The 14,844-nt window shown below is 39.2% G+C and carries 12 protein-coding genes and 1 riboswitch; of the genes, 5 read left to right on the top strand and 7 right to left on the bottom strand.

Annotated elements, in window-relative coordinates; translation table 11 throughout:
- The first annotated feature begins 162 nt into the window (after positions 1 to 162).
- Positions 163 to 642, top strand: coding sequence for a MaoC family dehydratase (locus ACFIKR_RS06610; RefSeq protein WP_375636453.1), 480 nt, complete (start codon positions 163 to 165; stop codon positions 640 to 642).
- A 922-nt stretch (positions 643 to 1,564) separates the two neighbouring features.
- Here ACFIKR_RS06610 and ACFIKR_RS06615 read toward each other — a convergent pair.
- The 3 genes from ACFIKR_RS06615 to ACFIKR_RS06625 are packed head-to-tail and all read right to left on the bottom strand — an operon-like array spanning position 1,565 to position 4,097.
- Positions 1,565 to 2,224: a methionine ABC transporter permease gene (locus ACFIKR_RS06615; protein ID WP_015856780.1), complete on the bottom strand. Its 660-nt coding sequence runs from the start codon at positions 2,222 to 2,224 to the stop codon at positions 1,565 to 1,567.
- Positions 2,217 to 3,251: a methionine ABC transporter ATP-binding protein gene (locus ACFIKR_RS06620; RefSeq protein WP_015856779.1), complete on the bottom strand. Its 1,035-nt coding sequence runs from the start codon at positions 3,249 to 3,251 to the stop codon at positions 2,217 to 2,219. Before ACFIKR_RS06620 ends, ACFIKR_RS06615 begins: the two co-directional genes overlap by 8 nt.
- A 27-nt stretch (positions 3,252 to 3,278) precedes the next feature.
- Positions 3,279 to 4,097, bottom strand: coding sequence for a MetQ/NlpA family ABC transporter substrate-binding protein (locus ACFIKR_RS06625; protein ID WP_273788251.1), 819 nt, complete (start codon positions 4,095 to 4,097; stop codon positions 3,279 to 3,281).
- Positions 4,098 to 4,632: 535 nt separating this feature from the next.
- On the opposite strand from ACFIKR_RS06625, the gene ACFIKR_RS06630 reads away from it, so the two are divergent.
- Complete coding sequence (locus ACFIKR_RS06630) at positions 4,633 to 5,280, top strand: SH3 domain-containing protein (protein ID WP_375636454.1); 648 nt, start codon at positions 4,633 to 4,635, stop codon at positions 5,278 to 5,280.
- A 282-nt stretch (positions 5,281 to 5,562) separates the two neighbouring features.
- On the opposite strand, the gene ACFIKR_RS06635 is transcribed toward ACFIKR_RS06630, so the two are convergent.
- The 4 genes from ACFIKR_RS06635 to ACFIKR_RS06650 all read right to left on the bottom strand — a co-directional run bounded on the left by ACFIKR_RS06635 (position 5,563) and on the right by ACFIKR_RS06650 (position 9,793).
- The gene (locus ACFIKR_RS06635) at positions 5,563 to 6,594 is read right to left on the bottom strand and encodes an aspartate-semialdehyde dehydrogenase (RefSeq protein WP_375644965.1); all 1,032 of its coding nucleotides are present in this window, start codon (positions 6,592 to 6,594) and stop codon (positions 5,563 to 5,565) included.
- A 1,295-nt stretch (positions 6,595 to 7,889) separates the two neighbouring features.
- Positions 7,890 to 8,270 (bottom strand): helix-turn-helix domain-containing protein, encoded by a 381-nt coding sequence (locus ACFIKR_RS06640; RefSeq protein WP_375659307.1) that lies wholly within the window; start codon positions 8,268 to 8,270, stop codon positions 7,890 to 7,892.
- A 640-nt stretch (positions 8,271 to 8,910) separates the two neighbouring features.
- A complete protein-coding gene (locus tag ACFIKR_RS06645; protein ID WP_375659308.1) occupies positions 8,911 to 9,117 on the bottom strand; it encodes a Trm112 family protein in 207 nt (68 codons plus the stop codon).
- A 13-nt stretch (positions 9,118 to 9,130) separates the two neighbouring features.
- Complete coding sequence (locus tag ACFIKR_RS06650) at positions 9,131 to 9,793, bottom strand: LON peptidase substrate-binding domain-containing protein (RefSeq protein WP_375644963.1); 663 nt, start codon at positions 9,791 to 9,793, stop codon at positions 9,131 to 9,133.
- A gap of 446 nt (positions 9,794 to 10,239) precedes the next feature.
- Positions 10,240 to 10,337, top strand: a riboswitch (glycine riboswitch).
- A 137-nt stretch (positions 10,338 to 10,474) separates the two neighbouring features.
- Between ACFIKR_RS06650 and gcvT the strand changes: the two genes are divergently transcribed.
- Genes gcvT through gcvP form a run of 3 tightly spaced genes read left to right on the top strand, consistent with a single transcriptional unit; the run spans position 10,475 to position 14,763 of the window.
- Positions 10,475 to 11,587 carry a glycine cleavage system aminomethyltransferase GcvT gene (gcvT, locus tag ACFIKR_RS06655; protein ID WP_375659309.1) on the top strand — a complete coding sequence of 371 codons (1,113 nt, stop codon included), beginning with the start codon at positions 10,475 to 10,477 and terminating at the stop codon, positions 11,585 to 11,587.
- Positions 11,588 to 11,593: 6 nt separating this feature from the next.
- Positions 11,594 to 11,962, top strand: a complete 369-nt coding sequence (gene gcvH / locus ACFIKR_RS06660; RefSeq protein WP_015856760.1) for a glycine cleavage system protein GcvH — start codon at positions 11,594 to 11,596, stop codon at positions 11,960 to 11,962.
- A 5-nt stretch (positions 11,963 to 11,967) separates the two neighbouring features.
- The gene (gene gcvP / locus ACFIKR_RS06665; RefSeq protein ID WP_375659318.1) at positions 11,968 to 14,763 is read left to right on the top strand and encodes an aminomethyl-transferring glycine dehydrogenase; all 2,796 of its coding nucleotides are present in this window, start codon (positions 11,968 to 11,970) and stop codon (positions 14,761 to 14,763) included.
- Positions 14,764 to 14,844 lie beyond the last annotated feature (81 nt).

The raw sequence follows: 14,844 nt of genomic DNA on the forward strand, positions 1-14,844 counted from the left end.
CTTTTTTCCCATTTGAAAACTATTCTGCTAAAGAACTTTTCTCATTCATAAGGTGCATTTGCTTTTAAGACAATTAATCTTTTATTCTTGATGCTCTAATCAATGGATTTTATAAAAGCAAGAGGGGTGGTTGTTTTTATCAAATAAAATAGGAATAGCGTTATGCAGCAAAAAATAGCAGTACAAGATGTCACCAGTTTTATTGGGAAAGAAGTGGGATTATCGGGGTGGCGTCTTGTTACACAGGATATGATTAATCAGTTTGCATGCGCTACAGATGATCATCAATGGATACATGTTGATGAGGAAAAGGCTAAAAAGACACCTTTTGGAGGCACAATTGCTCATGGTTTTTTAACATTATCGCTTTTGTCTACGCTCGCTTATGAGGCACTTCCAGAGTTGGAGGGGAGCACAATGGGGATTAATTATGGTTTCGATAAAGTACGCTTCATGAGTCCTGTGAAAACAGGGGTACGGGTACGTGCGCGTTTTGTGTTAGATGATGCAGAAATTCGCCCTTCTGGTCGAGTGGTTTTCCATTATGGGGTTACGGTAGAAATTGAACAGTTAAAAAAACCAGCTCTTACGGCTCAGTGGCTTATTGTGGCAGTGATGGGGGAAAAATCTTCCAATATCTAGATTAGTTTGAGTACTTTATTTTATAAAATTTTTGTACAATTCTATGAGAAGTTTCTTCAATGATAATATTGAGAATAATCTATAGGGTGATAGATATGCTGGAGCTATCATAGCGTTGATAGCTATAGCAGATTGCTATCTTTCCTAGATCTTTTTGAAGAGGAGTTTCTTGGTGAAGATAGTGCATTGCCTCACGCTTTTGTTTATAGCATTCTTTAATGGGATCATAGCCCTCACATAAACAGAATGTTTCAAATGGAATATACTTGCGTTGCTAATTCACGGGCTTATTTTAAAGAAACATCTCTCAACGCTCGTCACACCCATTTCGCAATGGCGCCTGTGAATAGTATAACGGTAAAGCCATTGAGCACCCCATATCTTTATGCTTGTGAAGAAGAAAACCGGTACTATCATATTATATGCTAGCACCTTATATGCTAGCACCCAATGTTAAGACAGGTCTTGGTGCTTGAGACAATTCATAAGAGGCACGCCTTCCTTGCTTGTATAGTTTTTACTCACACGGCTCTTCCTGCTTGTAACATGCAAGCGAGAGATTTTGATTAATTCGATATGGAACAAATTGGGAATGAGAGGACCTTACGGTATTCAGAGTTCTTATTCAATATGTTGTCTAAGGTTGGGAAAGGTCGTGACCAATGTCTTAATTTGACATGATAATTTATCATTTTTATGTTAAGAGAGAGTTTCAAATATTGTAAGATCTCTCATTTCATTTCCTTTTATATTCAATCAGTTAAAACTATTTTCTTTCATGTTACAAACGGATGGGGAGAGATAAAAACGGTTTAAGAAAAAAGTTCCTAATCTCTTATGAACGTTTTCGATAACCAAGGGTTGTTGCACTTGGAAAGTGGCAAAGAGGATGATGATACTGGTATGTGAAATTCTAAGTCTTTTAATGTTTTGTTTTATCAAGTTTTTGTACGATTTTATCAGAAGTCCATTGGGTTATAATATTGAGCATGATCAAAAGAATGATGACAATGGTCATGATGAAGGTATTATAGCGTTGATAGCCATAGCGGATTGCCATATCCCCTAAACCGCCTCCACCAAGATATCCAGCAAGTGAGGTGGCTCCTATGAGAGAAATGACCATGACTGTAAAACCTGTAATCAGGCTAGGGAGAGCTTCAGGAATAAGAACATGTCTGATAATTTGAAGACGGCTTGCACCCATAGAGCGGATCGCTTCAATGAGACCGTTTTCAACGGTTTTAAAAGAGAGTTCCGCCATGCGTGCATAAAAAGGAATAGCTGAAATGGTCAGTATAAAAATTACAGCAGGCATTCCTATCCCTCTTCCTACAACGATACGCGTAACGGGAAGAAGATAAAATGCAAGAATAATAAAGGGAATGGCACGAATACTGTCAATGATCATGCTTAAAGGGCGATTGATGAGAGATGAGGAAAAAATCCCCCCGCGTGCTGTTGTGTGAAGAAGAAGACCAAGGGGAAGTCCTATAATAAATGCCATAAAAGAAGCACTAAGTGTCATCAATATTGTATCAATAACAGCTTGGGGAAGTTCATGAGACAGAACATTAAACATAGCCTAACACCTCACAATATCGTCCTTTTTTCGTTAACCATTGAACAGCTTTTTCTAAAGCTTCTTTATCTTCTCCAGGAAGAGCCAAGAAGAGTCGCCCGATGGTTTCATCTTGAACTGTATCAATGCCACCATGCAAAATACGTGCTTTTAAACCACTCTCATTTTCTAGAAGATGAAGAAAAGGCTGCTGGGCAATTTCACCGGCAATATTGATTTCAATGACAGCTTCTCGCCCGATTGGTTTGAGATTTTTCGCAAATTTTTCAGGAAGTTGCGGGGTGACAAGCTTGAGCATGGCTATGGTTGTATCGTCTTGCGGTGATGTAAAGATGTCTTTCACACGTCCTTCTTCTACGATGTTCCCCTGATTAAGAACAACAACGCGATGCGCTATGGTGCGCACAACTTCCATTTCATGGGTGATGAGCACAATCGTGAGATTGAGGTGTTTATTAATATCAGCAAGGAGCTCTAGAATAGATTGTGTTGTTTCAGGGTCAAGAGCAGAGGTGGCTTCATCTGATAACAATATTTTAGGATTAGCAGCGAGCGCACGAGCAATGCCAACGCGTTGTTTTTGCCCCCCTGACAATTGTGCCGGATAGCAATATTCTTTTCCATATAACCCAACCAATTCAATCAGTTCAAGGGCACGTTTGTGGCGTTGTTTTTTACTTACACCACTTAATTTAAGCGGCAATGCAATGTTATCAAGAATATTTTGCGATGAGAGAAGATTGAAATGTTGAAAAATCATCCCAATTCGTTGACGGTAAGGCGCCCACTCTATCTCTGATAGATTTGAAATATCAACACCTTCAAAAAAAATGGACCCTGCATCAATCTTCTCTAACCCATTTAAACAGCGGATAAGTGTTGATTTTCCTGCTCCACTGCGCCCAATAATCCCAAGGATTTCACCAGCATGGATATTTAAAGAGAGATTATTAATTACCGGAACACCAGCCGTTTTGTTAAAACAACGGCTGATGTTTTTTAAGGAGATAAGGGTAGGTTTTTCCATTCACAATTACTCGGATATTTGGCACAATTACCAAGAAGTTTGGGCGGTTTTGCCAAAAATCTCTTTGATTTTTGCACGGATAAGATCGTTGTTGTAAGCGGCAACTAATTTTTTAACCCATGGCTCATCTTTTTCGCTCGTGCGTACAACGATGATATTATCATAAGGATTATTTTTTGCGCTCTCCCATGCGACGACATCTTTTTCGAAGTTTAATCCGGAAACAATAGCCCAGTTTGTGTTTATAATTGCAAGATCAAAATCGTCAATAGCTCGCCCTAACATACCAGCATCGAGCTCACGAATTTGCAGGTTTTTAGGATTTTCGATAATATCAAGTGGAGATGCAAGAATATTATGGGGGTCTTTTAACTTAATGAGACCTAAAGAATTGAGAAGAAGTAAGGCTCTTCCACCATTAGATGGGTCGTTTGGAATACCAACATGTGCACCATCACGTAGATCTTTTAAGTCTTTGATTTTGTGCGAATAAACACCGATTGGAGCAATAAATGTATAGCCGACAATTGAAAGTTTATAGCCACGTTGTTTCATTTGTTCATTAAGATAAGGAGCGTGCTGAAAAGCATTCGCATCGATCTCTCCTGCGTTGACAGCGTCATTAGGCAAAGCGTAATCAGAAAAATAAACGAGTTCAATATCTAAACCAGCTTTTTTAGCCTGTTCAGCAGCAGTTTTCCAAATAATCGCATCCCGCCCTTCCATAATACCAAGTTTGATTTTTGATTTGTCTGTAGCCATGACAAAAACCGTAGATAAAAAAAGTGCAAAGAGAGAGAGGAATAATCCTATAATCCGACTACGAGAAAAAATTTTTAATGTCATGTACTTTTAACTTTCTTTTCCAAGAGATTTTTTGAGGGAAGTTTCAATATACTCTGTATTTTTATACTCTGTATTTTTTAGGAAGATTTAAAGTTATACAAGCTTTAGAGAATATTCAATCACTTTTATTTTTAAAAGAGTATTATTTTTCTTTCTATTTTTAGTATTTTGGGGGCTTATCATCATTCATTCTCTGAAATTCTCTGTAATTTAGGTAATCAATTCTTTTATTGCAATCATTTGTTGAGGGAACCAATAGCACTTTAAAAACTTCTTTAAGGGACGATTGGTTGAAGGACCAGATAATCAAATGATGCTTTAGCTGTAAATTTATGAGGAGCATACTGCGCAATCAAGATCAAAAGGCCGTGTTCGTGTAGAGGGGGAATAAGGGGAATAAAGAGAGATTTTGTTGCAATATTGAGGGGGCTTTTGGGCGGGAAATAAAGGTTGCTGATCATTGGATTTAACCGCGGCAAATTTTTGCAAAGGCGAAATTTTGCCCTTCACATGTTTTGAGAGAGGAAGAAAAATAATGTTAAGAAAGAAATTTTTATCAACAACAATGATTTTATGGGCTTTGGGAGCGTCGGGGGTGGCTGTGACTGCTTCTCACGCGGAAGCTGGAACCATTGCAGGAACAGTTGCTCGTGTTGCATCAGGTCAGGTATCTTTACGCACAGGCCCTGCGACAGCTTATAAAGTAATCACAATGGTTCCAATGGGAGCAAAAGTGCAAATTTATGGCTGTCTATCCAATAAAACTTGGTGCTCTCTTGGTTATCACGGAAAGGTTGGTTGGGCATCTGCACGTTATGTCAATGTCAACAATGTTCCTACCGTTGCTTTTACAAAGATGCCAGTAAAGCCAAATGCTATGAGAAAATCGCCAAAAGTAAAAAAAGAAAAAGTAAAACAGGTTGTTTCTGGTTTTAAAGCTCTTCCGGCGATTCAAAAAACACGGAAAAACATACAAAAACTCTACAGAACAGATATGATTATCGATTCTACAGGTGTCAAAAAAAGAGATGAACGGACAATTTTAAATCCTTCGCCCAAAGCACAAGGAGTTTCTGTAAAGCACGTAAATGCTTATAATCCCTTCTTTCCTGACAATGTCAATTATAAAAATTTTGAACGTAATGAAACACGTTACCGTGTTGTGACTTATCCTGCTCGATAAGGGTAAAGTTAATTTCACAACCGGAATGATAAAAAGGATCAGCAGCATGAAGCAAAAAACGCTTATGCTGCTGATCCTATTGTACTGTAAAATGGCATTAAGGCGGCGATGATTAATTAAGGTGGCGAGGTATTTATGGATATTCAGAGTAAAATTTGTCAATATCCCGAATTACAGTCCTTTAGGCTGGTGATATGAATCTCCAGCAGGGGAAGATCCTACTGAAGAGAAGCCGGACTTTTGACAGACCGGCTAGGGCTCTTCATCCTTTCGGACAGGGCGTTAATTTACGGACTTAGGTTTTATCAAATTACGAGAAATGAGCAATTCAGCAATTTGAACTGCGTTCAATGCTGCTCCTTTTCTTAAATTATCGGCGACAACCCAGAAAGCTAAACCATTTTCAACGGTGATATCTTCACGAATACGGCTAATAAAGGTGTCATCTTCTCCGGTACATTCATAAGGTGTGGTATAGCCACCATCTTCGTGTTTATCGATAAGCTGACAACCGGGAGCATCGCGGAGAAGCGCTTGTGCTTCAGATACGCTTAGTGGTTTTTCAAATTCAACATGGACAGCTTCGGCATGACCGATAAAGACAGGGACCCGAACAGCAGTGGCTGTTAATTTAATCTTCGGATCGAGAATTTTCTTCGTCTCAGCAGTCATTTTCCATTCTTCTTTTGTATAACCATCTTCCATGAAAACATCGATATGAGGAATGACATTAAAGGCAATGCGTTTAGTGAATTTTTTTGATGTAATTGGGTCAGCAACAAAAACAGCACGTGATTGTTCGAAAAGTTCGTCCATTCCTTCTTTACCAGCTCCAGAAACCGACTGATATGTAGAGACAACAACACGTTTAATGATTGCAGCATCATGGAGAGGTTTTAAAGCTAAGACCAGTTGAATTGTTGAACAATTAGGATTTGCTATAATATTACGCTTAGAAAAGGCATTTATAGCTTCGGCATTGACTTCAGGGACGATCAACGGAACATTGGAATCATAGCGCCACGTGGAGGAATTATCGATGACGACACAGCCAGCGGCAGCGATTTTAGGAGCATATTCTTTGGAAATGCTTCCTCCCGCGGACATCAGACAAAAATCTGTGTCAGAAAAATCGTAAGTATCCAGTGCTTTTACTTTTAAAGTTTTATCTCCATAAGAAACTTCTTGTCCTAATGAGCGTCGTGATGCTAGAGGGACAATTTCATGCGCAGGAAAACCACGTTCCTCTAAAATTGTAAGCATTTCACGACCAACATTTCCGGTTGCGCCGACAATTGCAACTTTAAAACTCATTTTCTATATACTCCTCATGTCTCTCCACGTTTATTCCCAGTGCTATACTCAGGAGAGAGTGAGTTGGTCAAGGAACATCATTAAATTATATTTTTGATTTTCAACAACTCAATTTTGTACACATCAATCACCATCAGCAGCACAATAAGTTGTTTTATTTCAAATGATACGTCTTTTTAATCTTTCAGAATTGAAAAATTGAATATTGTACGCTAAACTGTTATCTCTTTTAGAGAGCACTTTAATTAAGTGAATTCCATATCTTCTGTCAATTGTTTACCTTCACACTTTTGAATTTTTTAAGGATGCTATTACGTATTGCGTTGGGGGAATCTTTTAGTACTTTATCTGTCTTTTAATACCTTATCTGTTAAGTGTTGAAGTATTTGATCTTCTCCCTATGCCCTTAAAAGCGAAGCTTCCTATTCAGTCTGTAAACAGCCAGATTCTAGCGGTACTTTTAGCGGCTTCTCATTTTTCACTTGAAACTTAAGGCTCAACAAGCAAGCCTAAAAATATTAAAAAAAACATTTGGCACCTAAAAAACATTTGAATGTTTTAAGGAGGTATGCATGCTTCATATTCTCATACCTTAAATGATAGAATTTATGGCACAACAGGATAAACTTAAGTATCCATTATATAAATAAATTCTTATGAAAGTTATACATATAGTTTTTTTGTGTCTGTTTTTTACTTTAATCCTGTTATGCTATAAAATATCTTCATTTGAAGTATGGTGGTATAAGATCTTTAAGCTTTCTTGATATATTTAAGTATTTTTTTAGTGCGTGGGAATATTCTTAGGCTTGTTTGGCGGGCTTTTTGTTTCAAGTGGATTATATGAGTGGAAAGCCGTTGAACACCTCCATGTTTAATGTTTAAAAAAAGAGTAAGTTAGCATCATCATATATTTTTCCAGCACTCAATGTGGCTACAGTTCTTGGTATGTGAGACGATTCAATTAAGAGATATGCCTTTTTTGTACATTTTTACTCACACGTTTACTCACACGCCAACTTTGCTTGTAGTGTGCAAATAAGTGATTTTGATTGATTCAATATAGAACAAGTTTGAAATGAAAGAATTTTATGATATTCGAGACACTTATTCAATATACATAACGTTAGATATATCATTATGAATCAAAGCGCTATTACTCAGTTAAACTCGTTAGAATTCGGACTATTTACAGATCAGATTAGATTTAAGAATTTTCGTTCTCATGAGGTGTGGGGAGACAGTCAAAATTCTATTCAATGTTATTAGGGACGTTGATTGTCCTTTCAGTGAATTTATGAAAATAAGGGGCCATTTTTTTCACCAGAAATCAACTGCAAAATAGCCCTTTGTTTTTTGCGGGTCATCATTCTGAAACTTTTCAAAAGTAAATATTCTGCTTTGCTTTCTACTCTGTCATCACAATGATAGAGGGGATCTTCTTTTTTTGTGTTATCAGCATAAAAGAAGGAAACGGGAACATCTAATATATGGGCAATTTCTTGTAAACGTCTTGCACTTACGCGATTTAAACCTTTCTCATACTTTTGAATTTGTTGAAATGTTACGCCCAAATGACTCCCTAATTGTTTTTGAGAAAAACCCATGACGTTTCTTCTAAAGCGAATTTTTTTGCCTAAAGAAATGTCGTAAAAATGTAAATTTTTGGCTCGCACTTTGCTCCCCCTCCGGTTGCGAGCGCCCTCGCATTAGTATTCCGGGGTCTGGAAGTGCTGACTCAAAACAGCCTCTTGCTTTTAGTGCTGAGAGCACTTGGACATAACAAGAGCCCCCGGAAATTCCGGGATATCCGCAAAAAGCGGTTTTATTTCTAGTTTGAGTTTTTCGGGCTTCCAGACCCTATTTGATCGTCGCGTATACGACCAAAAACACAAGTCTCATTCATAGGGTAATTTCTTTAAATCGTCAACCAGAGTGACAGCAGTTGGTTTGGTTGTTTTTTGCAAAGTTTACATGCAACTGTTGCAATGCATCCCTTTATTTTGATGAAATTTAGGACAATTTCTTGGTGATCATTATGGGATATATTTAAAATTGTAACTATATGACTTTATCCATTTATTTTGTATAAAAACGGAAGTTTCTTTTCGCATTCAGAAGCAAAAGACTTTTTAGAGTAAGTATAACATTGGGAGTTGGTAAAGAGGGAAGTTGGTAAAGAGAATGCTGGTGCTGGCGTGTGGTGGATTAGCGTTTAAAATACCAATATTAAAAAGATTGCATGAGCAAAAGAGAGCTTTTCATAGAGCAGTGATTAATAACAGCTTTCTCCAGAAAAAAATGAACGAAGATTTTTTATTTTTTATACGCTACTTTTTCATTGTTTTGCAAAGGGCGTGCTTCTGAGGCAAGCATAATAGGAACGCCATAACGAATAGGATAGGCAAGTTTGGCTTTGAGAGAAATGAGCTCTTGTGTTTTTCGGTTGTAAGAGAGTGTGCCTCTCGTTATTGGACAAACGAGCAATTCGAGCATTTTGGAGTCTGTGGTCATTTTTTTCATGTTTTGACGTTTATTAGTTTAAACGGTAATCTGTACCTGTTTGTTTCATGAGTGAGCGTTCTGTTAATGCAAGAAGAGTTTGGGCACGGCTTTCAATATCTGGAGCTTCAAGGAGAGCTTGTTTTTCTGCTGGTGTAAAGGGGATAAGAGCTGAAAAAGCATTAACCAATATAGGTGTAGGGGCTTCTATGATACTGCTCCAATTATATTCCATTTCATGTATGGTTAGATATTTTTCTACAACGTCGAGTAAGCTCTCTCGGTTAATGCTTTCTTCAACATCAAATTCTTGCAAGTCTTTTATGTTTGATTGGATGAGAGCTGTTCGATAGGATTTTGTGTTTGTCAATTCTTGTTCTAAGGTGAAGCGGCAAACACCTTGTAAGATTATGAACAGTTGTCCATTTCCTGTTTCACTGTAGTTTGTAATGCGCCCTATACAGCCTGTTTTATAAAGTTGTGTAGAGAAGCGGTCTGTGTTCGATGAAAGTGGTTGAATAATGCCCAATAGACGATCAGTTACCATAACGTTTTCAATCATTTCAAGTGATTCTGGTTCAAAAATGTTGAGTGATAAAAAACCGCCGGGTAGTAAGAGTGCACCTTCTAAAGGAAAAAGGGCAATTTGCTTTGGAAGATCATTTTCGCAATTGTAAGAGATATTACCAGCTTTCATGAGTATTTTGTCACCTTTGTTCGGTAGTTTTAGTCTGTAAATAGTCGCAATTTATGACACTATTGAGAAAGCAGAAAACCTACTTCTTGTACATTAAAATCATACTTATAAAATACTTGAAGTCCTTATTCTAAAAAAAGAATATGAAACCCTATCTTTAAGGTTGAACTGCGCGAGAAAGAATATTGCTTTGCGATCTTTTTAGTGTGTGACGTTTTGCATGATTTTCAAGAGGTATTTTTGTTTACAGCTTTTGATTTTGTCTTAAATTTCCTAAAATGTGTTCCTTGCAATTTTTGTAAGGTTAAAAAGGACACTATTATAAATCTTTTGAAGCAGCTTACGCAAGTTTTAAAATGAGAACATTTTCATCACTTTACTAATGACAGTGTGATAAAGATAGGTTATAGGTTAGGGCATGCTGGAAAGAGCGTTATCGTTTCTTTCATTCTTTTGCGGGAGAGTGCAGATTGCGAATTTTCGCATTGCCGCCGAAGGGGAAATAGCCCATAATCTCTCAGGCTTTAAGGACCGTAAAAGGAAGAAGGCAGATCTGGAAAGTCGGGAGAGCCCGCGCCGAAGGTGTAAGCGAAAAATTTTTTCGCGAGTCTCTCAGGTTGATGACAGAGGGGTGCAGAGACGTCCATATTCTGTGGGCGTTAGCGCAGCTTTGGAGTTATTATGGGCACAGCACAAGAAACATCTTTTTTAAAAACACTTCCTTTATATGATATGCATGAAAAAGCAGGAGCAAAATTTGGTGCTTTTGCGGGGTGGAACATGCCTTTAACGTATCCTCTTGGCGTTTTGAAAGAGCATCTTCATACGCGTGCACATGCGGGATTGTTTGATATTTCTCATATGAAATTGATTGCTGTTGAAGGGGCACAAGCCGTGGAGTTTTTGTCCTATGCTTTTCCCATTGATGCAGCAGCTTTAAAGATTGGGCACTCACGGTATAATTACTTGCTTAATGAGCAGGCTGGTATTCTTGATGATCTTATCATTACCCGTTTGGAAGAGAGCCGTTTTATGTTGGTCGCCAATGCTGGGAATGCACAGGCTGATTTTGTAGAATTGGAAAAGCGTGCGGTTGATTTTGAATGTCAACTGATTGCTCTTGAAAGGGTATTGCTTGCTCTTCAAGGTCCTGAAGCGGCTGCTGTTCTTGCTGATGCCGATTTGCCAGGGAATGAATTGCTCTTTATGCAAGGATTCGAACCACAACAGGATTGGTTTATAACGCGTTCTGGATATACGGGAGAGGATGGTTTTGAAATTGCTTTGCCTATAGGGCATGCGCATATGTTGGCTGAAAAATTGCTGAGTGATTCTCGTGTTGAGTGGATTGGACTTGCAGCACGCGATAGCTTGCGGTTAGAAGCAGGGTTGTGTTTGCATGGAAATGACATTACCCCTGATACGACACCTATTGATGCGGCTCTAACATGGGCTGTTCCTAAAAGTGTTCGAGAAAAAGCACAATTTTATGGTGCGAAGGCTTTTCTTGAAGCGCTGCAAAAAGGACCTGCTCGTTGTCGTGTTGGATTAAAACCCCAAACGCGCCAACCTATTCGTGCTGGTGCGGTGCTTCTTGATGATCAAGGTAATGAGATTGGAGTTGTAACATCAGGTGGTTTTGGTCCTTCTTTTGATGGTCCTGTCGCGATGGGTTATGTTTCTGTTGATTGTAAAGTTGAAGGGACACAAGTCTTTACAGAACTGCGAGGCAAAAAGATTGTATTATCAGTTCATTCACTTCCCTTTGTTGAACAACGTTATTTTAAAGGATGATTTTTTATGTCTAAAACTTATTTTACACAAGACCATGAATGGCTTAGCGTTGAAGGAAAAGTGGTGACTGTTGGGGTTACGCATTATGCGCAAGAGCAATTAGGAGATTTGGTTTTTGTTGATTTACCACAAAGTGGGACAAAACTTTCCAAAGGAGAGGCAGCTGCTGTTGTGGAATCGGTGAAAGCCGCTTCAGATGTTTATGCTCCTCTTGATGGTGAAGTGGTCGAAATAAATGAAGCATTGGCTGATCATCCTGAATTGGTAAATCAGAAAGCCGAAACAGAAGGCTGGTTATGGAAAATGACATTGCAGGATGAGACACAACTGGAAGGGCTGTTGGATAAAGATGCTTATAAGGCTTTGATTGGATGAGTATCATGATCGAGCGTTCTTTTTCTTCTCGACATATTGGGCTGCGTCCTGATGAAACACAAAAAATGCTTGATGTTTTAGAGCTTGATTGTGTTGATACACTCATTTCTCAAGCTGTTCCACATTCTATCCATTTGGGACGTTCACTTAATTTACCAAAGGCTGCTAGTGAAGGACAAGCCTTGGAAGAACTCTCCAAGATGATGGAGCGTAACCATGTGCACAAAAATTTTATTGGGCAAGGATATCATGGAACTTATGTGCCTCCGGTTATTTTACGAAATCTGTTTGAAAATCCTGCTTGGTATACTGCTTATACGCCTTATCAAGCAGAAATTAGCCAAGGTCGTTTAGAGCTTTTGTTTTATTTTCAGACATTGGTTAGTGAACTAACAGGTTTGCCTGTTTCTGCTGCTTCCCTTCTTGATGAAGCAACTGCTTTAGCTGAAGCCAATGCCCTTGCTGTTCGCTTTTTCCGTGAGAAAAAGACGAAGATTTCTCTTCAGAGTCTTTTACATCCTCAGACTTTGAGTGTTGCGCAAACGCGTGCTGAAACACAAGGGATTCAGATTAGCCAAAATGGCGAAATTGATCCTGATACAGCGGCAATTGTTTTGTCTTGGCCAGATACAAAAGGCTCTTTTCATGATTACAGTGAGATCATAAAAGAGGCAAAGGAAAAGGGAGCTTTAGTTATCGTTGTAGCTGATCCTTTAGCGCTTACTCTTCAGGAGCCACCTGCTCAATGGGGGGCAGATATCGTTGTTGGCACTATGCAGCGTTATGGCGTTCCGATGGGATTTGGTGGTCCACATGCTGGTTACCTTGCTGTGAGTGATGCGTTAACGCGTCTTATTCCAGGGCGTATTGTTGGTCAATCCGTGGATACCAAAGGACGCGTTGGTTTTCGTTTAGCTTTGCAAACACGTGAACAACATATTCGGCGCGATAAAGCGACGTCAAATATTTGTACAGCGCAGGCTTTGTTGGCTAATATGGCAACCGCTTATGCTGTTTGGCATGGGCCGAAAGGTTTACAAGAAATTGCGCAGCGAATTCATCATTTAACATGTCGTTTTGTTGCTGGTTTAGAAGCAGCAGGGATTCATGTTGAAGGGAAAAGCTTTTTTGATTGTGTGAGTATTTCTGTTAAGGGAAAAGCGAAAGAGATCGCACATCAAGCCAAAATGAATGGACGCCTTATTCGTGTTCTCGATGATGACACCATTGCAATCAATTTTGATGAATTATCAACAGAAGAAGATGCTGGTGCTTTAGCGCAGCTTTTGGGGGCACAACTCGTTGATAAGGTTTCTCCACGACTCTTTGGAAAAAAACGGGATGCTGCTTTTCTTTCTCAGCCTTTTTTTCATGCTGTTCATTCAGAGACAGATATGATGCGCTTTTTGCGTCGTTTAGCGGATAAGGATTTGGCGCTGGATCGCGCTATGATTCCTCTTGGCTCTTGTACAATGAAGCTTAATGCGGCGGCTGAATTGATGCCTGTAAGTTGGGCTAGTATGGCCAATATACACCCCTTTGTTTCACAAGAGGATGCAGCGGGTTATTTAGAGATGATTAATCAGTTAAATGCATGGTTGTGTGAAATTACAGGATTTGCGCAAGTTTCTTTTCAGCCAAATTCTGGTGCTCAAGGTGAATATGCGGGGCTTTTGGCTATCCGACGATATTACCAATCACGGGGAGAACATCAACGTACAGTTTGTCTTATTCCTGCATCTGCGCATGGTACCAATCCAGCTTCGGCACATATGGCAGGTATGGAAGTCGTTGTGGTAAAATGTTTAAGCGATGGTGATGTTGATGTAGACGATCTCAAAATGAAAGCGCAATTGCATAAGGATAAATTGGCTGCTCTCATGATTACTTATCCTTCAACACATGGTGTTTATGAGGAAAGCATTAAGGAAATTTGTTCTATTATTCATGAAAATGGCGGACAAGTTTATTTCGATGGTGCTAATCTCAATGCGCTTGTGGGGCTTGCTCGTCCTGCAGATATTGGCGCTGATGTTTGTCATATGAATCTTCATAAAACATTTGCCATTCCCCACGGAGGTGGTGGTCCTGGTATGGGACCAATTGGAGTTGCAGCGCATCTCAAACCATTCTTACCAGGGCATGAACAGGATGGGACAACACATGCGGTTTCGGCAGCTCCTTATGGAAGTGCGTCTATTCTTGCGATTACATGGATGTATATTCGAATGATGGGGGCTGATGGCTTAAAATATGCAACACAAATAGCCATTTTAAATGCCAATTATATTGCTGCACGTCTTTCACCCGCTTATTCCATTCTTTATCGGGGCAAGCATGGACGTGTTGCTCATGAATGTATTGTGGATACACGTGTGTTGAAAGAGCAGTATGGGGTGAGTGTTGATGATATTGCAAAACGTCTCATTGATTATGGATTCCATGCGCCCACGATGTCGTTCCCTGTTCCGGGAACTTTGATGATTGAGCCAACGGAATCAGAACCAAAAGCAGAAATTGATCGTTTCTGTGATGCTTTACTCTCTATTGCTGAAGAAGCGAAGAAAGTTGGTCGTGGGGTTTGGCCAAAAGACAATAATCCGTTGGTTAATGCCCCTCATACAGTGGCAGATGCTTTAGATGATGCTTGGGAACGACCCTATTCGCGACAAGAAGCTGCTTTTCCCAACAGTTCTCTTGATCCAGCCAGTAAATATTGGCCTCCTGTATCGCGTATTGATAATGTTGCGGGAGACAGAATGCTCATTTGTTCGTGTCCACCATTGGGAAATACCTATTAAATAACAAATATATATTTAATTTGTTTATTTGCATGAACGAAAAAAGCCCACACATTTTGTGTGGGTTTTGTACTTGTTGAT

Origin of the sequence: Bartonella sp. MR30HLJHH (assembly GCF_042194195.1) — a bacterium.
In the GTDB taxonomy this organism is placed as follows: domain Bacteria; phylum Pseudomonadota; class Alphaproteobacteria; order Rhizobiales; family Rhizobiaceae; genus Bartonella; species Bartonella grahamii.